Annotated in this window: 20 protein-coding genes; 11 read left to right on the top strand and 9 right to left on the bottom strand. The window is 65.8% G+C overall.

The window, feature by feature from the left end; translation table 11 throughout:
• Positions 1–119: 119 nt before the first annotated feature.
• The 9 genes from N536_RS0116520 to N536_RS0116560 all read left to right on the top strand — a co-directional run bounded on the left by N536_RS0116520 (position 120) and on the right by N536_RS0116560 (position 9,233).
• Entirely contained in the window at positions 120–1,745 is a 1,626-nt protein-coding gene (locus N536_RS0116520; protein ID WP_029114610.1) for a methane monooxygenase, read from the top strand.
• A 74-nt stretch (positions 1,746–1,819) separates the two neighbouring features.
• The gene (locus N536_RS0116525; protein ID WP_029114611.1) at positions 1,820–2,863 is read left to right on the top strand and encodes a 2Fe-2S iron-sulfur cluster-binding protein; all 1,044 of its coding nucleotides are present in this window, start codon (positions 1,820–1,822) and stop codon (positions 2,861–2,863) included.
• A 30-nt stretch (positions 2,864–2,893) separates the two neighbouring features.
• Positions 2,894–4,000, top strand: coding sequence for an aromatic/alkene monooxygenase hydroxylase subunit beta (locus N536_RS0116530; protein WP_029114612.1), 1,107 nt, complete (start codon positions 2,894–2,896; stop codon positions 3,998–4,000).
• Positions 3,997–4,338, top strand: a complete 342-nt coding sequence (gene mimD / locus N536_RS0116535; protein WP_029114613.1) for a propane 2-monooxygenase effector subunit MimD — start codon at positions 3,997–3,999, stop codon at positions 4,336–4,338. Before N536_RS0116530 ends, mimD begins: the two co-directional genes overlap by 4 nt.
• 38 nt (positions 4,339–4,376) lie before the next feature.
• Positions 4,377–5,423, top strand: a complete 1,047-nt coding sequence (locus tag N536_RS0116540) for an amidohydrolase family protein (protein WP_029114614.1) — start codon at positions 4,377–4,379, stop codon at positions 5,421–5,423.
• Positions 5,420–6,163: an iron-sulfur cluster assembly protein gene (locus N536_RS0116545; protein ID WP_029114615.1), complete on the top strand. Its 744-nt coding sequence runs from the start codon at positions 5,420–5,422 to the stop codon at positions 6,161–6,163. Before N536_RS0116540 ends, N536_RS0116545 begins: the two co-directional genes overlap by 4 nt.
• Entirely contained in the window at positions 6,160–7,185 is a 1,026-nt protein-coding gene (locus N536_RS0116550; RefSeq protein ID WP_029114616.1) for an NAD(P)-dependent alcohol dehydrogenase, read from the top strand. Before N536_RS0116545 ends, N536_RS0116550 begins: the two co-directional genes overlap by 4 nt.
• 39 nt (positions 7,186–7,224) lie before the next feature.
• Positions 7,225–8,874: a chaperonin GroEL gene (gene groL / locus N536_RS0116555; protein ID WP_029114617.1), complete on the top strand. Its 1,650-nt coding sequence runs from the start codon at positions 7,225–7,227 to the stop codon at positions 8,872–8,874.
• A 29-nt stretch (positions 8,875–8,903) separates the two neighbouring features.
• Complete coding sequence (locus tag N536_RS0116560; protein WP_029114618.1) at positions 8,904–9,233, top strand: putative quinol monooxygenase; 330 nt, start codon at positions 8,904–8,906, stop codon at positions 9,231–9,233.
• Between the two features lie 7 nt (positions 9,234–9,240).
• Here the strand turns inward: N536_RS0116560 and N536_RS0116565 are convergent, their stop codons facing one another.
• From N536_RS0116565 to N536_RS0116585, 5 genes are read right to left on the bottom strand one after another with little or no spacing between them, the layout of a single operon-like run.
• Positions 9,241–10,059, bottom strand: coding sequence for a CoA ester lyase (locus N536_RS0116565; RefSeq protein ID WP_029114619.1), 819 nt, complete (start codon positions 10,057–10,059; stop codon positions 9,241–9,243).
• On the bottom strand, positions 10,059–10,553 hold the full coding sequence (locus N536_RS0116570) for a MaoC family dehydratase (protein ID WP_029114620.1): 495 nt from the start codon (positions 10,551–10,553) through the stop codon (positions 10,059–10,061). Before N536_RS0116570 ends, N536_RS0116565 begins: the two co-directional genes overlap by 1 nt.
• Positions 10,550–11,710 carry an acyl-CoA dehydrogenase family protein gene (locus N536_RS0116575; RefSeq protein WP_029114621.1) on the bottom strand — a complete coding sequence of 387 codons (1,161 nt, stop codon included), beginning with the start codon at positions 11,708–11,710 and terminating at the stop codon, positions 10,550–10,552. Before N536_RS0116575 ends, N536_RS0116570 begins: the two co-directional genes overlap by 4 nt.
• A complete protein-coding gene (locus N536_RS0116580) occupies positions 11,707–13,704 on the bottom strand; it encodes an acetyl/propionyl/methylcrotonyl-CoA carboxylase subunit alpha (RefSeq protein WP_029114622.1) in 1,998 nt (665 codons plus the stop codon). The genes N536_RS0116575 and N536_RS0116580 overlap by 4 nt, the downstream gene beginning before the upstream one ends.
• 4 nt (positions 13,705–13,708) lie before the next feature.
• A complete protein-coding gene (locus tag N536_RS0116585; RefSeq protein WP_029114623.1) occupies positions 13,709–15,259 on the bottom strand; it encodes a carboxyl transferase domain-containing protein in 1,551 nt (516 codons plus the stop codon).
• A 93-nt stretch (positions 15,260–15,352) separates the two neighbouring features.
• Between N536_RS0116585 and N536_RS0116590 the strand changes: the two genes are divergently transcribed.
• Complete coding sequence (locus N536_RS0116590) at positions 15,353–15,970, top strand: TetR/AcrR family transcriptional regulator (RefSeq protein ID WP_155948630.1); 618 nt, start codon at positions 15,353–15,355, stop codon at positions 15,968–15,970.
• Here N536_RS0116590 and N536_RS42625 read toward each other — a convergent pair.
• The 3 genes from N536_RS42625 to N536_RS0116605 all read right to left on the bottom strand — a co-directional run bounded on the left by N536_RS42625 (position 15,967) and on the right by N536_RS0116605 (position 18,356).
• Positions 15,967–16,122, bottom strand: a complete 156-nt coding sequence (locus N536_RS42625) for a DUF6131 family protein (protein WP_197040155.1) — start codon at positions 16,120–16,122, stop codon at positions 15,967–15,969. The two genes, N536_RS0116590 and N536_RS42625, sit on opposite strands and share 4 nt — an antisense overlap.
• 41 nt (positions 16,123–16,163) lie before the next feature.
• Positions 16,164–16,373, bottom strand: coding sequence for a hypothetical protein (locus N536_RS0116600; protein ID WP_029114625.1), 210 nt, complete (start codon positions 16,371–16,373; stop codon positions 16,164–16,166).
• A 93-nt stretch (positions 16,374–16,466) separates the two neighbouring features.
• Positions 16,467–18,356, bottom strand: coding sequence for a S9 family peptidase (locus N536_RS0116605; protein WP_051574554.1), 1,890 nt, complete (start codon positions 18,354–18,356; stop codon positions 16,467–16,469).
• Between the two features lie 267 nt (positions 18,357–18,623).
• Between N536_RS0116605 and N536_RS0116615 the strand changes: the two genes are divergently transcribed.
• The gene (locus N536_RS0116615) at positions 18,624–19,373 is read left to right on the top strand and encodes an MmpS family transport accessory protein (protein WP_029114627.1); all 750 of its coding nucleotides are present in this window, start codon (positions 18,624–18,626) and stop codon (positions 19,371–19,373) included.
• On the opposite strand, the gene N536_RS0116620 is transcribed toward N536_RS0116615, so the two are convergent.
• Entirely contained in the window at positions 19,370–20,677 is a 1,308-nt protein-coding gene (locus tag N536_RS0116620) for an MFS transporter (protein WP_029114628.1), read from the bottom strand. The genes N536_RS0116615 and N536_RS0116620 overlap by 4 nt on opposite strands.
• Positions 20,678–20,690: the final 13 nt, after the last annotated feature.

Raw genomic sequence — 20,690 nt, forward strand, 5'->3', positions numbered from 1 at the left:
CTCCCGATGTGATGCCCGTCTCAGAGTGAGACGCCTGTGTGCCACGCCACACGGTTACATCGATCGCGCATCGTCCTCCAACCCCGGTGAACGATGGCCCATCTATCAGGAGGCTCGTGTTGAGCAGACAAAGCCTGACCAAGGCGCACGCGAAGATCAGCGAACTGACCTGGGAACCGACGTTCGCGACCCCGGCAACTCGGTTCGGCACCGACTACACGTTCGAGAAGGCGCCCAAGAAGGATCCGCTCAAGCAGATCATGCGCTCCTACTTCCCGATGGAGGAAGAGAAGGACAACCGCGTCTACGGGGCCATGGACGGCGCCATCCGCGGCAACATGTTTCGGCAGGTCCAGCAGCGGTGGCTCGAGTGGCAGAAGTTGTTCCTGTCGATCATCCCCTTTCCCGAGATTTCCGCGGCCAGGGCGATGCCGATGGCCATCGATGCGGTGCCGAACCCGGAAATCCACAACGGGCTCGCGGTTCAGATGATCGACGAGGTTCGCCACTCGACGATCCAGATGAACCTCAAGAAGCTCTACATGAACAACTACATCGACCCCGCGGGTTTCGACATGACGGAGAAGGCGTTCGCGAACAACTACGCGGGCACCATCGGCCGGCAGTTCGGCGAGGGCTTCATCACCGGTGACGCCATCACCGCGGCGAACATCTACCTCACGGTGGTCGCTGAAACCGCCTTCACCAATACGCTTTTCGTGGCGATGCCCGACGAGGCAGCGGCCAACGGCGACTACCTGCTGCCGACGGTGTTCCACTCGGTCCAGTCCGACGAGTCGCGGCACATCTCCAACGGCTACTCCATCCTGCTGATGGCGCTGGCGGATGAACGCAACCGGCCACTGTTGGAGCGCGACCTGCGCTATGCGTGGTGGAACAACCACTGCGTGGTCGACGCGGCGATCGGAACGTTCATCGAGTACGGCACCAAGGACCGCCGCAAGGACCGGGAGAGCTACGCCGAGATGTGGCGTCGCTGGATCTACGACGACTACTACCGCAGTTACCTTCTGCCGCTTGAGAAGTACGGGCTTACCATCCCCCACGACCTGGTCGAGGAAGCGTGGAAGCGCATCACCGAGAAGGGCTACGTCCACGAGGTCGCCAGGTTCTTCGCCACCGGTTGGCCAGTCAACTACTGGCGCATCGACACCATGACCGACACCGACTTCGAGTGGTTCGAACACAAGTACCCGGGCTGGTACTCCAAGTATGGCAAGTGGTGGGAGGCCTACAACCGGTTGGCGTACCCCGGCCGCAACAAGCCCATCGCCTTCGAAGAGGTCGGCTACGAGTACCCGCACCGCTGCTGGACGTGCATGGTGCCCGCCCTGATCCGCGAGGACATGGTCGTCGACAAGGTCGACGGCCAGTGGCGGACCTACTGCTCGGAGACCTGCCACTGGACCGACGCGACGGCGTTCCGGGACGAGTACGAGGGCCGGCCGACCCCGAACATGGGGCGGCTCACCGGCTTCCGGGAGTGGGAGACGCTGCATCACGGCAAGGACCTCGCCGACATCGTGAGCGACCTCGGCTACGTCAGGGACGACGGGAAGACCCTCGTGGGTCAACCGCATCTGAATCTGGATCCGCAGAAGATGTGGACGCTCGACGACGTGCGCGGCAACACGTTCAACAGCCCGAACGTGCTGCTGAATCAGATGACCGACGACGAGCGCAACGCGCACGTCGCGGCGTACCGCGCCGGCGCAACGGTCTAACGAACGCGATTTGTGGAGTGTGAGCCGCGCTCACCGCGGCTCACACTCCACAAATCCCCCGAACAGGAGCATCCATGGCGGATTCACACAAGATCAACTTCGACCCGGTCAACCTCGAAATGGAGGTCGGCGAGGACGAGAACATCCTCGACGCCGCCTTCCGGCAAGGCATCCACCTGATGCACGGCTGCCGGGAAGGCCGTTGCTCCGCCTGCAAGTCCTATGTGCTCGAGGGCGACATTCAGATGGAGAACTACTCCACCTTCGCGTGCAACGACTCCGAGGTCGACGAGGGCTACGTGCTGCTGTGTCGGTCACATGCGTTCAGCGACTGCACGATCGAACTCCTGAACTTCGACGAAGACGAACTCCTCGGCGGAATCCCGATCCAGAACGTCCGAACCCGAATCGCCGCAATACGACCCATGACGCGCGACATCGTGTCGCTGCGGCTGACACCGCTCGAGCCGGACGAATTCGACTTCAAGCCAGGCCAATATGCCGACCTGCACATCCCGGGCACCGAGGAACACCGCTCATTCTCGATGGCGACGACCCCGTCGTCCACCGACGAGGTCGAGTTCCTGATCAAGAAGTATCCCGGCGGCAAGTTCTCGGCGCTGCTGGATGGCCAGCTCCGCGCCGGTGACGAACTCTCGCTCACCGGGCCCTACGGGTCCTTCACCCTCAAGGAGGGACACGTCCTACCGGTGGTCTGCATCGGCGGCGGCGCGGGAATGGCTCCCATCCTGTCGCTGCTACGCCACATGAACCAGATCGAGAACACCCGCCCGGTGCGGTTCTACTACGGTGCCCGCACGGCGGCCGACCTGTTCTATCTCGACGAAATCCGGCAACTTGGCAAGGGTTTGGTCGACTTCCAGTTCGTGGCCTGCCTGTCCGAATCGGCCGACGGTGAGGTACCCGACTCGGTCACCGTCGAAGAAGGCATGGTCACCGACGTCGTGTCACGCCACGAGGCCACCATCGCCAAGACCGAGGTGTACCTGTGCGGACCGCCGCCGATGGTCGACGCCGCACTGGTCTTCCTCGACGGGAGTTCAGTGCCCAAGGACCAGATCTTCTACGACAGCTTCACCAGCCCACTGTTCGACTAGTAACAGCCCGCCCGCCCGAAAGGAATCACGATGTCTGCCCCGGAAAAGCCCAAGGAACGCAGTTTTCCGAAGATCGAGTTCACCGACTCCGAAGCCGGTGCCCGCGACTTCCCGAGCTCCAAGAGTCGCAGCTACTCGTACTTCAAGCCGGCCAAGCTGCGCGCGACGATGTACGAGGACGTCACGGTCGACGTCCAACCCGATCCGGAGCGGCACCTGACCCAGGGGTGGATCTACGGCTTCGGTGACGGGCCTGGTGGATATCCGCAGGACTGGACGGCGGCGAAATCGTCCAACTGGCATGCCTTCCTGGACCCGAACGAGGAGTGGAACCAGACCATCTACCGGAACAACTCCGCGGTGGTTCGCCAAGTGGAGTTGTGCCTGAAGAACGCCAAGCGAGCCCGCGTCTACGACGGTTGGAACTCGGCCTGGCTGACCTTCATCGAACGCAACGTCGGCGCCTGGATGCATGCCGAGAACGGTTTGGCGCTGCACGTGTTCACGTCCATCCAGCGTTCCGGGCCCACCAACATGATCAACACCGCGGTGGCGGTGAACGCCGCGCACAAGATGCGCTTCGCCCAAGATCTCGCGCTGTTCAACCTCGACCTCGCCGAGGCCACGGATGCCTTCGACGGTGGCGCGCACCGCAACGCGTGGCAGGACGCCCAGGAGTGGCAGCCCACCCGCCAGGTCGTCGAACAGCTGACGGCCGTCGGGGATTGGTGCCAGCTGTTGTTCGCCACCAACATCGTGTTCGAGCAACTCGTGGGCTCACTGTTCCGCAGTGAACTCGTCATGCAGATCGCTGCCCGCAACGGCGACTACATCACGCCGACGATCGTCGGAACCGGAGAACACGACTACGACCGGGACCTCAACTACACCCGGAACCTGTTCCGGCTGTTGGCCCGCGATCCCGAGTACGGCGCCACGAACAAAACACTCTTCGGCGAGTGGCTGGGAACCTGGGTGCCGCGCTGCCTCGATGCCGCCCGCGCTCTGCAGCCGATCTGGTCGACGCCCGCCGACAAGGCGGTCACGTTCGCGTCCAGCCTGGACGCCGCCGTCGCGAAGTTCGCCGCCCTACTCGAAGAAATCGAGCTCGACATCCCCGAGGAGTTGACCAAATGAGCATGCAGTTCGGATCAGCCACCGAGTTCTCCAACATGTGCGGCGTGACATTGATGAACACGCCCATCGGACGGGTCGTGGCAGAGGTGATGGGCGCCAAGGACGGTGTCGAGCTCACCGAGTATCCGTCGATGATTCGCGTCGACGGTGTGCGCCTGCTCGACTTCGACTACGACGAACTCTCCGAAGCGCTCGGACAGGACTTCGACGGTTCCATCTTCGAGGAGATCAGCTCGACGCACTACGGACGCATGGTGCATCTCGACGACAAGACCATCCTGTTCGCCAGCCCCGAGGACGCCGCCGAATACATCGGTTTCGACCTCACCGTCCAGTGATCGCCTAACCAAATACACACCTAGCCAAGGGATTCACGATGTATCAGAAAGACGGACAAAAGTACTTCATCGTCGACGGTCACGTCCACCTGTGGGACGGCCGCGCCACCAACCACAAGAACGAGCACGGCAGGCAGTTCATCGACTGCTTCTACGACTATCACAAGAATCTCAGTCCCGAAGAGGCGTTGTGGGACTACGACACATATACCTACTACGGCGGTGACCGGTTGATGAAGGACCTGTTCGTCGACGGCTACGTCGATCACGCCATCTTCCAGGCCACGCTGTTGAGCGACTTCTACGTCACCGGTTTCGGACAAACCGAGGAGGCGTTCGGCCTCACCCAACGCCACCCCGACAAGCTGACCTACAACCACGCCTATGACCCGCGGTACGGCGAAGCGGGTTTGGAGCAGTTGCGCCGCGACGCCGAGCGGATGAACCTGCAGGGCGTCAAGCTCTACACCGCGGAATGGCACGGCGATTCGCGGGGGTACAAGCTCGACGAGGCGTGGTCGCGGCGATACCTCGAAGAGTGCATCACGCTGGGCATCAAGAACATTCACGTGCACAAGGGGCCGACGATCCGCCCGCTGGACCGAGACGCCTTCGACGTCGCCGACGTGGATAAGGTGGCCACCGACTACCTGGAGTTGAACTTCGTCGTCGAGCACGTCGGTCTCCCCCGGCTCGAAGACTTCTGCTGGATCGCCACCCAGGAGTCGAACGTCTACGGCGGGCTCGCGGTGGCCATCCCCTTCATCCACACGCGCCCTCGCTACTTCGCGCAGATCATCGGCGAACTGCTGTACTGGATCGGCGAGGACAAGATCCTCTTCTCCAGTGACTACGCGCTGTGGACACCGAAGTGGCTCATCGAGAAGTTCGTCGACTTCCAGATCCCGGAGGACATGCTCGGCGAGTACGCGCAGATCACCGTCGAACAGAAGCGGAAGATCCTGGGACTCAACGCCGCCGCACTGTACGACATCGACGTCCCAGCCGAATTGCGCCTCGCGGAGCCGGCCGGGCAAGGCGGCGTCGAGGTGGCGGCCGGCGCCAAGGAGAGCGTGTCGCTATGACCGCCGCGCTGCTCTCGGTCGAGGCCGAGATTCTGCAGGCACTGGCCACGGTCACCGATCCTGAACTCGACGAACCCATCACCGAGCTGGGATTCGTTCGATCCGTACACATCGACGATCGTGGTGTGACCATACATTTGCGGTTGCCGACGGCGTTCTGCTCACCGAACTTCGCCTACCTGATGGCGTCGGATGCGCTGGACGCGGTGCGCGACGTGGATCACGCGGGCGACGTGCGGGTCCTGCTCGACGATCATCACGACAGCGACAAGATCAACACCGGGCTCGCGGCGGATGCCGGCTATCTCGGCACGTTCGGCGACGAAGCGCAGGAAAGTCTCGCCGAGTTGCGGAACGTGTTCTGGCGCAAGGCTCACTCCGCGGCGATGGAGCGGGCCATCGGATCGCTGATGCGCCAGACGCCGATGGACGTCGACCACGTTCAGCGTCTGACCCTGCGGGAGCTGCCCGAAGGACGATCGAAGGCGGCCCTGCTGCGGCGCAGGTTCGCCATCGGGTTGAGCAATTGTCCGAACAGCCGCGTCCTGGTCGACGACGACGGCAAACCCATTCCCGTCGAACGTGTCCCGCTGCGGCTGCGGTTCGCCAAGTCCGTACGGATCTCGATGGAAGGCAATGCGCACTTCTGCCGTGGGCTGCTGGCCACCCGCTACGCCGACGGCGACACCGTCGGCGCCCCCATCGTGACGAACACCAGAACCAAGAGGAGCATCCCGTGAAAGCCGTACAGGTCGTCGGATACCACACCAAACTGCAATTGACCGACGTTCCGGAGCCAACCGTCGAGGGCCCGTTCGACGTCATCGTCCGAATCGGCGGTGCCGGTGTGTGCCGCACCGACATTCACATTCTCGAAGGTCAGTGGGAAGCCAAGAGTGGCGTGCAGTTGCCCTACACCATCGGTCACGAGAACGCCGGCTGGGTGCACGCCGTCGGCGACGCCGTGACCAACGTCGCGGTCGGCGACAAGGTGATCCTGCATCCGCTGATCACCTGCGGATTGTGCCGGGCATGCCGTTTCGGTGACGACGTGCACTGCGAGAACAATGCCTTCCCCGGCATCGACACCAACGGCGGCTACGCGGAGTATCTGCGGACCACGGCACGAAGCGTCGTTCGGATCGACGATTCACTCGAGCCCGCCGACGTCGCCGCACTCGCCGACGCGGGGCTGACCGCGTATCACGCGGCCGCCAAGGTCGCCGCCGCGACGCACCCAGGGGACGTATGCGTCGTCATCGGCGCTGGCGGCTTGGGACACATCGGAATTCAGGTACTCAAGGCGATATCGGGGGTGACGGTGGTGGTCGTCGACCGCAATCCCGATGCCGTCGCCCTGGCGGTGAACGTCGGCGCCGATCGCGGCATCGTGGCCGACGGCAGCCACGTCCAGCAGATCCTCGACCTCACCGGAGGTCACGGCGCCGAGGCGGTCCTCGACTTCGTCGGTGAGGGCGGCGCGACGCGAGAAGGCATCGCCATGCTTCGACGAGCAGGCAGCTACTACGTGGTCGGGTACGGCGAAAACATCGACGTGCCAACGATCGACGTGATCTCGACGGAGATCAACTTCATCGGCAACCTCGTCGGCTCCTACAACGACCTGCAGGAACTGATGGTTCTCGCCGCGCAGGGCAAGGTCACCTTGCACACCACCAAATACCCGCTCGACGAGTTCCAGCAGGCACTCGACGACCTCGACGCCGGCCGGGTACGCGGACGCGCCATTCTCGTTCCCTGAGCCACGCCACCACCGAATCCACACGAAAGGACCACGACCATGGCCAAAGAGCTGCGGTTCAATTCCGATGCACGTGCCCGCCTCGAACACGGTGTCAATGCGCTCGCCGACGCCGTCAAGGTGACGTTGGGGCCGAAGGGACGCAACGCCATTCTCGAGAAGTTGACCGGTCCCCCGACGATCACCAACGACGGCGTCACGATTGCCAGGGAGATTCAGCTGCGGGATCCGTTCGCGAACATGGGCGCCCAATTGGTCAAGGAAGTGGCGATGAAGACCAACGGGGTAGTCGGCGACGGCACCACCACCGCGACGGTCCTCGCCCAGGCGATGGTCCGCGAGGGTCTTCGTGCCGTGGATGCCGGCGCGAACCCGATGCGGGTGCGACGCGGCATCGAACGCACCATTCCGGTCGTCGTCGAATCGCTGCGCGACCACAGTGTCGAAATCAGCGACAGCAGTGACCTGCGCCGAATCGCGGCCCTGGCCGCCAGCGATGACGAGTCAATCGGCGACGTCATCGCACGCGCGGTCGAGCACGTCGGCAAGTCGGGTGTCGTGACCACCGAGGAGAGCGACACCCTCGGAATGGCGGTCGACGTGGTCGACGGCATCGAGTTCGACCACGGCTACATCTCGGGGTACATGGTCACCGATCCCGAACGCATGGAGGCCGTACTGAACAATCCGCTGATCCTGTTGACCAACAAGAAGATCAGCCAGGTTCAAGAGATCATGCCCACCATCGAGGTGGCCAAGCGGGCCGACCGTCCCCTCGTGGTCGTGGCCGAGGACGTCGACGGTCCGGCGCTGCAGTTGCTGGTCGGTGGCAACATGCACAAGACCATGCAGTCGGTGGTGGTGCGTGCACCCGGCTTCGGCCATCGCCGGGTCGCCGAACTGGAGGATCTGGCGGTGGCGCTGGGCGGGCACGTCATCGCGAAGGACACCGGCGTGGAACTGACAGAGATCACCCGGGATCATCTCGGCTCTTGCGACCGTCTCACCGCCACGGAGAACGACACCACCATCGTCGGACCGCACGGTCAGCTGAATCTCATCGAGGCGCGGGTTTCGCAACTGGAAGCGCAACGCGAAAGAGCCAAGCTCGACGCCGACCAGGACAGCCTCGACCTGCGCATTGCCCGGCTCACCGGTCGCGTCGCGGTGATCCGCGTCGGCGGCGCGACGAGTGTGGAACTCAAGGAGCGCATGCTGCGCGTCGAAGACGCCCTCGCCGCAACCAGGGCCGCACTCGAAGCGGGCATCGTGTCCGGAGGTGGAACCGCGCTGGCGCAGGCGCACCGGGCGCTCGACGCGTTGGAACTCGTCGGTGACGAGGCGATCGGCCGTGATGTGGTTCGGCGAGCTCTCGCCGAGCCGCTGCGCTGGATCGCGATCAACGCCGGATTCGAAGGCTCCGACGTGGTGGACGTCGTGGCAGATCTACCCCTCGGTCACGGATTCAACGCCCTCACAGGGGAATACGGCGACATGTTCGACGAGGGCATCATCGATCCGTTCAAGGTGACCCGGGCCGCGCTGGAGAGCGCCGCATCCATCGCGGCCCTGCTCATCACCACCGAGACCGCCGTCGTTGAGGAGATCTTCGGACAGCCCGGCGCCATCATGGCACCCGGTTTCGGCGATCTCGCCGAAGGCATGATCCGCCCGTCGAACATCTACTGATCCACCGGCGCAATCGGATTGGAGCAATCGTGAAATTCATCGTGGTCAAGTTCCAGGTCGACGAATCGAGCCGTAATCGCTGGCCGGCGCTGACGCGCGCGTTCACCGACGCGACCCGCGCCGAGCCGGGCAATCTCTGGTTCGAATGGTCGCAAGGCCTCGATGATCCCAACGAGTACGTACTCGTCGAGGCGTTCCGGGACGCCGAAGCCGGCTCGGCCCACGTCGGCTCCGAGCACTTCCGCGAGGGTCTGGCGGCCATGCGGACCGCTCTGATGCGTACCCCGAAGATCATCCACACGGAGATCGAGGGTGCGGACTGGTCCCCGATGGGCGAACTCGAGATCGCCCACTCATAGCGATGCGTCAGGGGTGAGCGTCCGGCCCCAACGCGACGATGCGCTCGGCGCGGCGCAGTACCGGGGCATCGACCATCAGGCCGTCGTATTGGAAGACGCCGCGTGCATCGCGGGCTGCGTCGAGCACGTGTCGCGCCCATTGCAGCTGGTCGTCGGTGGGTGCGTAGGCGGCCCGGATGACCGCGACCTGGGTGGGATGGATGGCGACCTTGGCGTCGAACCCGACGGCCACGGCGTCGTCGGATTCGGCGCGCAGGCCGTCGAGGTCCTTGATGTCGAGGTACACCGAGTCCAGGGCCATCCGGCCGTACGCCTTGGCGGCGAGCAGCGTCTGCGACCGCACGTGCTTGGCCACGTCGCGGTAGCTCCCGTCCGGCCAGCGGTTGGCGGTTCCGCCAAGCACGGCGAACAGGTCCTCGGCGCCCCACATGACGGCGAAGGCGTTGTCGACCCGGACCAACTCGGTCAGCAGGAGCGCAGCCAACGGCGTCTCGATCAGCGCGACGACGTCGAGCGGGGCCAGGGAGGCTACCTGCTCGGCCGACTCGGTCTTGGCCAGCATCACGGTGGTGTACTCGGTGGCCGCCAGCGCCTTCAGGTCGAGTTCGTGGTCGGGTGTGGTGACCGGGTTGATGCGCACCACGGTGCGACGCGGGTCCAGCGGCGTCTCGATCAGCGCAGCGCGCGCGGCCTCCCGGTCCTTCGCCGCGACCCCGTCCTCCAGATCGAGGATCACCACGTCGGCTGCGGCCGCTGCCTTCTCGAAGCGCTCCGGTCGGTCGGCCGGGCAGAACAGCCAGCCGGGCCCGGTCTGGTCGAGCGCCATCAAGACTCCTCGGTGTCGGTGGGACGCTTGCGCAGCATGGTCTTTCGCGACGCGGTCGCGACCACATCGCCGTGCTGGTTGCGACCCACGTGCGAGAACGTGACGATACCCTCCCCCGGCCGACTCTTGGACTCGCGCTTCTCGAGTACCTCGCTCTCGGCGTACAGGGTGTCGCCGTGGAACAGCGGCTTGGGGAACGCCACCTCGCCGAAGCCGAGATTGCCGACGATGGTGCCCTGTGTCAGTTGTGCCACCGACAGACCGACCAGCGTCGACAGCGTGAACATCGAGTTGACCAGGCGCTGGCGGAACGGCTCCTGCGTCTCGGCGAACGCCGCGTCCAGGTGCAGGGCCTGGGTGTTCATCGTCAGCGTGGTGAACAGCACGTTGTCCGCCTCGGTGATGGTGCGCCCGGGCCGGTGCTGGTAGATGACCCCAGGCTCGAACTCCTCGAACCACAAACCGCGCTGGACGATCACACGCTTCTCGGTCACAAGCCGGCTTCCCGCGCGATCAGCATGAGCTGCACTTCCGTTGTGCCCTCGCCGATTTCGAGGATCTTACTGTCGCGGTAGTGACGGGCCACCGGGTACTCGTTCATGAACCCGTAGCCGCCGAAGACCTGGGTGGCGTCGCGCGCGTTGTCCATCGCGGCCTCGCTGGCAACCAGCTTGGCGATCGCGGCGGCCTTCTTGAACGGCTTGCCTGCGAGCATGAGCGCCGCGGCGTCGTAGTAGGCGGTGCGGGCGGTGTGCGCGCGGGCCTCCATCCTGGCGATCTTGAACGAGATAGCCTGGTACGTACCGATCGCCGAGCCGAACGCCTCGCGCTCCTTGGCGTACTTGACGCATTCGTCGACGCAGCCCTGCGCCGCACCGACCGACAGGGCGGCGATGGCGATGCGGCCCTCGTCGAGGATCCGCAGGAAGCCCGCGTACCCGCGGCCACGCTCGCCCAGCAGGTTCTCCTGCGGCACCCGCACGTCGTCGAAGCTCAGCGGATGCGTGTCCGAGGCGTTCCAGCCGACCTTGTTGTACGCCGGCTCCGCGGTGAAGCCCTCGGTGGGCACCGGCACCAGGATCGACGAGATCTCCTTCTTGCCACCGGATTCCCCGGTGACCGCAGTGACCGTGACGAGCTTCGTGATGTCGGTGCCGGAGTTGGTGATGAACTGCTTGGAGCCGTTGATCACCCAGTGTCCGTCGTCCAGCTTGGCGGTGGTCTTGGTGGCGCCCGCATCGGTGCCGCCGCCCGCCTCGGTGAGGCCGAAGGCGCCCAGCGCCTTGCCACTGGCCAGGAGCGGCAGCCACTCCGCCTTCTGCTCCTCGTTGCCGAACCGGTACACCGGCATCGCGCCCAGCGACACACCGGCCTCCAGCGTGATGGCCACGCTCTGGTCGACCTTGCCCAGCTCCTCCAGTGCCAGGCACAGCGCGAAGTAGTCGCCGCCCATGCCGCCGTACTCCTCGGGGAACGGCAGACCGAACAGTCCCATGTCGGCCATGCCCGAGACGACCTCGTACGGGAACGAGTGCTCCTCGTCGTGCTTGGCGGCGACCGGCGCGACGACGCTCTGGGCGAAGTCGCGCACCGTCTTGGCCAACTGCTCGTAGTGGTCGGGCAAGGTGCCCGTGGAAAGAAAGTCGCTCATGACTGGGTCTCCTCCGTTGCTGCGGTGATGCGGGCCAGCGCCTGCCCCACCTTGACCTGGTCGCCGACGGCGACGAGTAGTTCGACGGCGCCGTCGACGGGCGCCTTGAGCTGATGTTCCATCTTCATCGCCTCGATGGTGACGACGACGGTGCCGACCGTCACCGCCGACCCGTTCTCCGTGCCGATCGCTACTACCGAACCCGGCATTGGGCTGACGAGTTCGGCATCGCCGCTGTGCGCGTCGTCGGCGCGGACCGGTGGCTCCCGGACCTCCTCGACCACCGTGGTGCGTCCCGCCCCGGACATCCAGATCCGGCCGTCGGACGCCGCGACCACATAGTCGGTGCGTAGTCCGTCGAGGGTGACGGTGAGCCGGTCGCCATCGAGAGTGGCTCGCAGCGTGCGGTTTTCGCCGTCCTCGATGCGCGCGGTGGCGTTGGCCGGCGTGCCCGTCAGGTGGACGTGGTCGGTGCGCTCCCCGGCGCGCAGCCGCGCCGTGACGGGTGCGCGCTCCCCCATCCGCCAGCCGGAGGGGACGTCCCAGAGGTCGCGCGCGGCGAGCGGCCAGCGTGACAGCCAGTGGTGAGCGGCGGCCGCGATGAGCTCGTCGTCGCCGGCGTCGGTGCCGAGATAGTCGGGGGTTCGGCGGTCCAGCAGCCCGGTGTCGAGCCGGCCTGCGGCGACGTCCGGGTCCGTCAGCAGGAACCGCAGGAAGTCGACGTTGGTGGTGACGCCCAGTACCGCGGTGTCGGCGAGCGCCCGATCCAGCGCCCGTAGCGCGGCGGGCCGGTCGCCGGCGTGGGCGATGACCTTGGCGAGCATTGGGTCGTAGTCGCTGCCGACGACCGTGCCTGCGAGGATTCCGGAATCCACCCGGACGCCCGGTCCGGACGGCTCAACGACGGCGAGGACGTCGCCGCCGGTCGGCAGGAAGCCGTGGGCGGGGTCCTCGGCGTAGACGCGCGCCTCGATGGCGTGCCCGGTCATCACGACGTCATCCTGGGCGAGGGGCAACTTGTCGCCTGCCGCGATGCGGATCTGTTGTTCGACGAGGTCGACGCCGGTGACCATCTCCGTGACCGGGTGCTCCACCTGCAGCCGCGTGTTCATCTCCATGAAGAAGAACTCGTCGGGCCGGTCGGCGGAGACGATGAACTCGACGGTCCCTGCGCCCGTGTAGTCCACGCTGCGGGCGGTGTCGCACGCCGCGGTCCCGATGCGCGCGCGGGTTTCAGGATCCAGCAGCGGCGACGGCGCCTCCTCGATCACCTTCTGGTGGCGGCGTTGCAGGCTGCATTCGCGCTCACCGAGATGCACGACGTTGCCGTAACCGTCGGCGAGTACCTGGACCTCGATGTGCCTGGGGTTCAACACGAACCGCTCCAAGAACAACGTGTCGTCGCCGAACGCCGCGGCAGCCTCACGACGCGCGCTGACGAGCGCGGCCGGCAGGTCGGCGGCGCGGTGCACCACCCGCATGCCCTTGCCGCCACCGCCGGCCGACGGCTTCACCAGCACGGGATAGCCGACGTCGCCGGCACCGCCGATCAGATCGTCGTCGGTGAGGCCGGGCCGTGAGATGCCCGGCACCACCGGCACGCCGAACGCCGAGACGGCGGCCTTGGCGGCGATCTTGTCACCCATGGTGCGGATGGCGCCCACGGGTGGGCCGATGAAGGCGATGCCCGCGGACTGCAGTGCCGCGGCGAATTCGGCGTTCTCCGAGAGGAATCCGTAGCCAGGGTGCACGGCTTGCGCGCCCGTCCGGCGCGCGGCGGCGATGACGGCGTCGACGTCGAGATAGCTTTGCCGTGCCGGGGCCGGGCCGATGCGAACCGCGACGTCGGCCTCGGCGACGTGGCGGGCACCGGCGTCGGCGTCGCTGAACACCGCAACCGAGCGAATTCCCATGGCGCGCAACGTCCGGATGACGCGTACGGCGATTTCGCCGCGGTTGGCGACGAGGACGGTGTCAAAGGTCTGGGAGGTCATCTCGTCACATCCTGAAGACGCCGTAGGACACGGGCTCCAGCGGAGCCTGTGCAACGACCGAAAGTGCCAGGCCGACCACCGTTCTGGTGTCGGCGGGATCGATGACGCCGTCGTCCCACAGCCGTGCCGTGGAGTAGTACGGGTTGCCCTGGTGCTCGTATTGCTCGCGGATGGGCGCCTTGAACGCCTCTTCCTCCTCGGCGGTCATGTCGCCACGGACGGTTGCCAGCACGGAGGCGGCCTGCTCGCCGCCCATCACCGAGATCCTGGCGTTGGGCCACATCCACAGGAAGCGCGGCGAATACGCCCGCCCGCACATCGAGTAATTGCCTGCGCCGTACGAGCCACCGATCACCACCGTCAGCTTCGGTACGCGCGCGCATGCGACGGCGGTGACCATCTTGGCGCCATGCTTGGCGATGCCGCCTGCCTCGTAATCGCGGCCCACCATGAATCCCGCGATGTTCTGCAGGAACAGCAGCGGTGTCTGACGCTTGTCGCACAATTCGATGAAATGCGCTCCCTTGACGGCGGATTCGCCGAACAGCACGCCGTTGTTGGCGATGATGCCGACGGGGTGACCGTGGATGCGGGCGAACCCGGTGACCAGCGTCGAGCCGTACTCCGCCTTGAACTCGGCGAACTCGCCACCATCGACGATGCGGTTGATCACCTCGTGCACGTCGTAGGACACCCGGGAGTCGATGGGAACCACGTCGTACAACTCGCTCTGGTCGGCGATCGGCTCGACCGTCGGCGTGACGTCCCACGGCGTGGCGGTGCGCGGGCCGAGCGTGCTCACGATCCGCCGCACGATGCGCAGGGCGTCGCGGTCGTCGTGCGCAAGGTGATCGGTGACGCCGGAGACCTTGGAATGTAGGTCGCCACCGCCGAGGTCCTCGGCGGTGACCACCTCGCCGGTCGCGGCCTTCACCAGCGGCGGTCCGCCGAGGAAGATGGTGCCCTGGTTGCGCACGATGACGGCCTCGTCACTCATCGCGGGCACGTATGCGCCACCGGCGGTGCAGGATCCGAGCACGGCGGCGATCTGTGGGATGCCGTCGGCGCTGAGGTTGGCCTGATTGAAGAAGATCCGGCCGAAGTGCTCACGGTCGGGAAAAACCTCGTCCTGACGCGGCAGGAATGCGCCACCGGAGTCCACGAGGTAGACGCACGGCAGCCGGTTCTGGCCTGCAATCTCTTGTGCGCGTAGATGTTTCTTGACGGTGATCGGGTAGTAGGTGCCGCCCTTGACCGTCGCGTCATTGGCCACGATCATGCACTCGCGACCCGACACCCTTCCGATGCCGGCGATGAGGCCGGCGCCGGGGCATTCGTCGTCGTACATGCCGTCGGCGGCAAGCGGCGCCAACTCCAGAAATGCGCTTCCCGGATCGAGAAGGCCGTCGACCCGGTCGCGCGGGAGCAACTTGCCCCGGCTGACGTGGCGCTCCCTGGCGCGGGCCGACCCTCCGAGCGCGGCGGTGGACAGCTTGGAGCGCAACTCGGCCACCAAGGTGAGGTGCTGCTCGCGATGCGATACCCGCGTAGACAAATGCCGTACCCGTTCAGTTGAGTTAATGACGACTAACTGATGGTATGTTAGTGACGATTAACCGAAATGTCTACCAGCTGGCGGGAGGCGCCCATGGCGACGTCGACCACGCCCACGACGCGGCGCAGCAAGGCGAAGTCGGACCGGCGCTCCCAACTGATCGCCGCCGCGGAACGACTGGTGGCCGAACGCGGATTCCTCGCCGTACGGCTGGAGGACATCGGCGCCGCGGCAGGGGTGAGCGGGCCGGCGATCTACCGCCACTTCCCCAACAAGGAAGCCCTTCTGGTGGAACTGCTGGTGGGCATCAGCGCCCGGCTGCTCGCCGGTGCAAAAGGCGTGGTCGACGCCGCTCCCAGCGCTGCGGATGCCCTCGACGGGCTGATCGACTTCCACTTGGACTTCGCGCTGGGTGAATCGGATCTGATTCGGATCCAGGATCGCGACCTCGGGCATCTCCCCGCGCCGGCGAAGCGTCAGGTCCGCAAGTCGCAGCGGCAATACGTGGAGATATGGGTGCAGGTGCTGCGTGACCTCGACCCGGCACTCGGGGAAGCGGACGCCCGGTTGATGGCGCATGCCACCTTCGGGTTGTTGAACTCCACACCCCACAGCCTCAAACAGGTCACTGCTCCAGAAACGACACGGTCATCGCGCGCAGTTCTGCGTGCGATGACCGTGGCGGCTCTCGGCTCAGCCGAGCGACGTTAGTACCAGACGCGTCTTCCGCCGACCGCGTGTCCGGCCGCGCCCAGCAGCCAGAACACCGCGCCTACGACGATGGCGACCACGCCGATGTAGGTGAGAATCGGGACGCTGAAAATCAGTCCCAGGATGAGGAGTATGACTCCGATGGCGATCATCTTGACCTCCTTGTGTTGGTGATCGAGTGAGTACCCGTTGGCTACTGACTCGGCTCGGGAATGTTGCAGTTCGTGACCTTTGGGTTGACACCCGCGTAATTCAACGGACCGGCGACGACGGTTAGAGCGATCGTTCCCGCCGTAGCGCAATTGTTTTCAGACGTCTTGAAGTATTCGCGCTGGTAGGCAGCCACCACACCGATCAGCAACCAGATCAGTACGACGACTCCGATGATCCCGCCACCTCGCATGGTCAGCCTCCATCTCGTCTGGCACCTAACTGGCGCCCAGATGACTTACCCCGTGGACAATTTCCACAAACATTCGGCCAGCAACCGTGATGGCTACGTGACCGCCGCTGGTGTGAACGCACGAATGAGCCATTCACCGATGGCTTTCACCAGCGCGGCGCGGTTCTCCCGCTTCACGATGTCGTGGCCCTCGTCGTCGAACTCGAGGTATTCGACAGTGCGGTTCCGTTCTCGCAAAGCGTTCAACATCTGCCGAGACTCGGTGGGCGGAACGTTCGTGTCCTGCGCCCCGTGCACCAGTAGCAGTGGCGCGGTGAGTGCCTCGACCCGCAGCAGTGGAGACAACCGGTCGAGTAGCTCCCGGTCGCTGACGGGATGGCCATACTTCGGGTAAGCCGCGGCGGCTTCCCACGGTTCGGTGTTGCGGTAGAAGGTGCCCAGGTCGCTCATCCCGCAGATGCTGATGCCCGCGGCGAACAGTTGCGGGTGAAAGGTCAGCGCCGCCTGCGTCAGATAGCCACCGTAGGACCATCCCGAGCATGCGATGCGGTCACGGCGCACCAGCCCGCGATCGACCAGGAACTGCGCGCAGTCCGCGACGTCGTCGATGGCGCCGAATCTCAGCTCCTTGTCGTCGGCGTGGGAGAACATCCTGCCGAATCCACCGGAACCGCGGACATTTGGGGTGAGCACGGTGATACCGGCGTCGAGCAGCACGGGAAAGATCTCGCTGTACTCCGGCCGGGCCTGCCCCTCCGGACCCCCGTGCAGGTAGATCAGGGCGCCAATCGATTCGCCGCCCGACGAGCGATACAACCAGCCGGTGAAGCGCAGCCCATCGCGCGCCTGGATCGTCACGAGTTCCGGATGCCCAGTTGCGTTGCCGCCACTGGGTTTCCGGTCGATGCGCTCCCACTCGCGGGACCGGACGTCGACGAGTTCGACGGTGCGCGGCATCGACGGCCCCTGTACCGTCATCGCCACCATCGAACCGCCCGCGCTGATGCTGAGCTCGGCGGCCACCGGTCCGGGCAACGGAATGAGTTCGCTCAACGTGTTGTCGGCGTAGGCGAGGACCTGGAACTCACTGCGGCCGTGGACATTCCACAGCAATGCGACCGTCGAGAGATCGTCACTGACCGCGAATTCGTCCAACTCGTATCCGGGGCGTTCGGCGACGACGTGATACGACACTCCATCCTCGGTGGTGGTGACCTCGACGAGCCGGGCATGCTGGGCGCCGTTGTCGCTGCGGATCAGCGCCCGCACGTAGCCGCGGACGGTGTTCGTCGGATAGTCCTTCGCCGGGTGGTACAGCTTCATCACGTCGCCGTCCGTCCCGGACCGGAATCGGCGCGGATGATGGTCGTCGAGGATGACGCCTGCGTCGGTCACCGAACCGGGATCGGCTGGCAGCAGCGCGATTTCGGTAGACCCGCGCAACATGATGAGTTCCCGGTAGCCGCGCGGACCGACGCGGACGAGGGCCGCCCCCGCCCAGGCGTCGATGAGCCTGCCACCGGATCGGCGGTCCAACACGTTGGTGGCACCGTCGGCAGGGTTGATCAGGCAGGAACTGCCTACGCCGTCTTCGCCGGTGAGGATGGCCGCCACCTCGGTGCCGTCCCACGCGATCAGCTGTGCGGTGCCCTCCGGAACATCGGCCGGCCAGTGGTCGATGCGGCGCGCGGCGCGGTCGTCTGGATCGGTGGTGACCACCCAGATCTGTGTGCGCGTGCCTCCCTCGGGGGCGACCTCGCACGCCAGCCAGTGCCCGTCCGCCGAGTGGATGACCCGGGTGACCGGTCCCTCGACGGGAAGTTCGACGTCGCGTGACGAACTCGCCCGCCAACCGCGCAGGAAGCGCTGGACCGCGCGCGGATAGCCACCGTCGTCGACGAGATGGGCGAACGCCGTCGCATCCGGCGACAGCGATGCACCGTAGGTGGCGCGCACCTGCCGCGCCACGCCGTCAGCGTTCATGGCGCCACCGGTTCATCGCGTCAGCTCGCTCAGCATCGCGGGCGCCCCGGCAGGGAGGCGCCCGGTCTTGAAATCGACGAGGTGGAATTCCTCTTCGACGACCATGGTTCCTCGCAATTCGCAACCGAAAGTGGCGTGCAATACCTCAGTGTTCACCGAGGTGGTGCCCTTGAGTGCGGTGTTTCATGCCCGGGGCGCCATCCGACTGAACTCGTCAACGGGGCCGAGCCACCTGCGGCGCGGGTAGCCTGCAGCCATGAGGTGGGAATGACCGATTCGCCACGCCGCGACGTACCGGATCCGACGCAGCCGATGCCCTATGGCTATCCCGGGCACGCCGACCCGGCGTATGCGAACCAGGCTCCGTACGGGTCGCCCTACCAGGCGCCTCCGACGAATCCCACCCAGCAGCTTCCGCCGTACCAGGGGTACGGCTACGACCCCTACACCGGCCCGCCGCATCCCCCCGGCGGCATGCCACCGGGTCCTCCCGCGCCAAACGGTCGCGGGCCGCGTGTCTGGCTGTGGGCGCTGGCCGCGGTTGCGGTGGTGGTGGTCATCGGGTTGGTGATCGCGCTGGTGATCGTCAACAGCGCGCAGCAGGACACGGTCTTCGCGCCGCCCCCTGCACCCCTCGAGCCGAACTTCACCACGCCGTCCACCACCACGACCCGAGTACCGACCACCACGCGCAGCAGCACGGTCCCGACTCCCCCGTCGGCCACCACCACTGCTCCGACGACACCGGCCGGGACGGATACGGTCGTCTACGACGTGGACGGATCCGGCCGGGCGATCAACATCACGTACGTCGATGCCGGCGGAGTGCTGCAGACCGAGTTCAACGTCATGCTGCCGTGGAGCAAGGAAGTCCAATTGACCGCACCTGCCGATCGATCCGCGAGTGTCAGTGTCATCAACGTCGGCCGGGAGATTTCGTGCTCGATTACGTTGAATGGGGCGCAGATTCAGCAGCGCACCGGATCTGGCCTGACGGTCTGCAGCGGTTTGGGTTAGCGCGCGGCCCGGCGTGAGCGCACCGCGACGATCGCGGCAAGCCCGGCCCCCAACACGACGCACAGTCCGCCCAAGCCGGCGCGGTTGGTGCCGAACAGGTCGATGAAGGTGAAGAACATCCACGGCGCCAGAAACGAGACCGCGCGTCCCGTGGTGGTGTACAGCCCGAAGGCCACACCTTCCTTGCCCTCCGCCGAGATCCGCAGCATCATCGTCCGCGCCGACGACTGCGTCGGCCCGACGAACAGGCACAGCAGTAGCCCGCAGATCCAGAACGCCAGCGCGCCAGACAAACTCAGCAGCACCAAGCCGACGACGATCATGGCGCTCAGCGAGAACACAATGACGTTCTTGGAGCCGACCCGGTCGTCGAGCAGGCCGCCAACCACCGCCCCAACGGCGGCGACGACGCATGCGCACACCCCGAAGAGCAGCACGTCGGCCTGCGACACCCCGTACACGGTGACGCCCAGTACCGCACCGAACGCGAACACCCCCGACAGCCCGTCCCTGAACACCGCACTGGCCATCAGGTAGTAGACGACGTTGCGGTCGCGGTGCCATTCGGATTTCACCTCGCCCCACAGCGAGCGATAGGCGCCGAGGAATCCGATGGTGGGCCCTTGGTTCTCGGGGGCGGGTGGGCGTGCGGTGACGAGCAGCGGCACCGCGAACAGGGCGAACCACGCCGCGGTGAGCAACACCGCCGCGCGCACGTGCTGGCCGTCGGCCGCGGTGAGGCCCAGCAGCCCGCGCGTGTCCCCGTCACCCTGAATGAAGCCGAGATAGACGATCAACAGTAAGCCGACGCTGCCGAAATATCCTGCTGCGGAACCGAATCCGGAGATGCGGCCCGACGTCGCCGGCGTCGTCAGCTGCCGCAGCATCGCGTTGTAGGGCACCGTCGCCAAGTCGCTGCAGGCGGCCGTGCAGGCCAGCAGGATCAGGCCGGGCCACAGGTAGTGGTAGTCGGCCCGGATCAGGCTCATCGCCGACGTCAGCGCGACGACCACACCGGTGAGGACGGTCAGCACCGTGCGGCGGCGGTGTGGCGCGTCGACCCAGATTCCTGTGGCAGGCGCCAGCAGTGCGACGCACAGGCCCGCGATCGTGAGCACCCGGCCGAGCCAGCTCGCGGGCGTGGTGTCGCCCGGCAGACCGGCACCGACCTGCTGGGTGAGGTAGACCGAGAAGACGAACGTGATGACGATGGCGTTGACGCCGGTGGCCCCGCAGTCCCACAACGCCCACGCCACGACCCGCGATCGGCCCGCGGTCGGGGAATCCACCACGGGGCTGCTCATGGCTGCACTCTAT

Origin of the sequence: Mycobacterium sp. URHB0044 (assembly GCF_000620625.1) — a bacterium.
In the GTDB taxonomy this organism is placed as follows: Bacteria; Actinomycetota; Actinomycetes; order Mycobacteriales; family Mycobacteriaceae; genus Mycobacterium.

Coding starts and splice junctions, on each gene's coding strand:
- N536_RS0116525 (WP_029114611.1), top strand. CDS start 1,820: ATGGCGGATTCACACAAGATCAACTTCGACCCGGTCAACCTCGAAATG.
- N536_RS0116530 (WP_029114612.1), top strand. CDS start 2,894: ATGTCTGCCCCGGAAAAGCCCAAGGAACGCAGTTTTCCGAAGATCGAG.
- mimD (WP_029114613.1), top strand. CDS start 3,997: ATGAGCATGCAGTTCGGATCAGCCACCGAGTTCTCCAACATGTGCGGC.
- N536_RS0116540 (WP_029114614.1), top strand. CDS start 4,377: ATGTATCAGAAAGACGGACAAAAGTACTTCATCGTCGACGGTCACGTC.
- N536_RS0116545 (WP_029114615.1), top strand. CDS start 5,420: ATGACCGCCGCGCTGCTCTCGGTCGAGGCCGAGATTCTGCAGGCACTG.
- groL (WP_029114617.1), top strand. CDS start 7,225: ATGGCCAAAGAGCTGCGGTTCAATTCCGATGCACGTGCCCGCCTCGAA.
- N536_RS0116565 (WP_029114619.1), bottom strand. CDS start 10,059: ATGGCGCTCGACCAGACCGGGCCCGGCTGGCTGTTCTGCCCGGCCGAC.
- N536_RS0116575 (WP_029114621.1), bottom strand. CDS start 11,710: ATGAGCGACTTTCTTTCCACGGGCACCTTGCCCGACCACTACGAGCAG.
- N536_RS0116580 (WP_029114622.1), bottom strand. CDS start 13,704: ATGACCTCCCAGACCTTTGACACCGTCCTCGTCGCCAACCGCGGCGAA.
- N536_RS0116590 (WP_155948630.1), top strand. CDS start 15,353: ATGGCGACGTCGACCACGCCCACGACGCGGCGCAGCAAGGCGAAGTCG.
- N536_RS42625 (WP_197040155.1), bottom strand. CDS start 16,122: ATGATCGCCATCGGAGTCATACTCCTCATCCTGGGACTGATTTTCAGC.
- N536_RS0116600 (WP_029114625.1), bottom strand. CDS start 16,373: ATGCGAGGTGGCGGGATCATCGGAGTCGTCGTACTGATCTGGTTGCTG.
- N536_RS0116605 (WP_051574554.1), bottom strand. CDS start 18,356: ATGAACGCTGACGGCGTGGCGCGGCAGGTGCGCGCCACCTACGGTGCA.
- N536_RS0116615 (WP_029114627.1), top strand. CDS start 18,624: ATGACCGATTCGCCACGCCGCGACGTACCGGATCCGACGCAGCCGATG.
- N536_RS0116620 (WP_029114628.1), bottom strand. CDS start 20,677: ATGAGCAGCCCCGTGGTGGATTCCCCGACCGCGGGCCGATCGCGGGTC.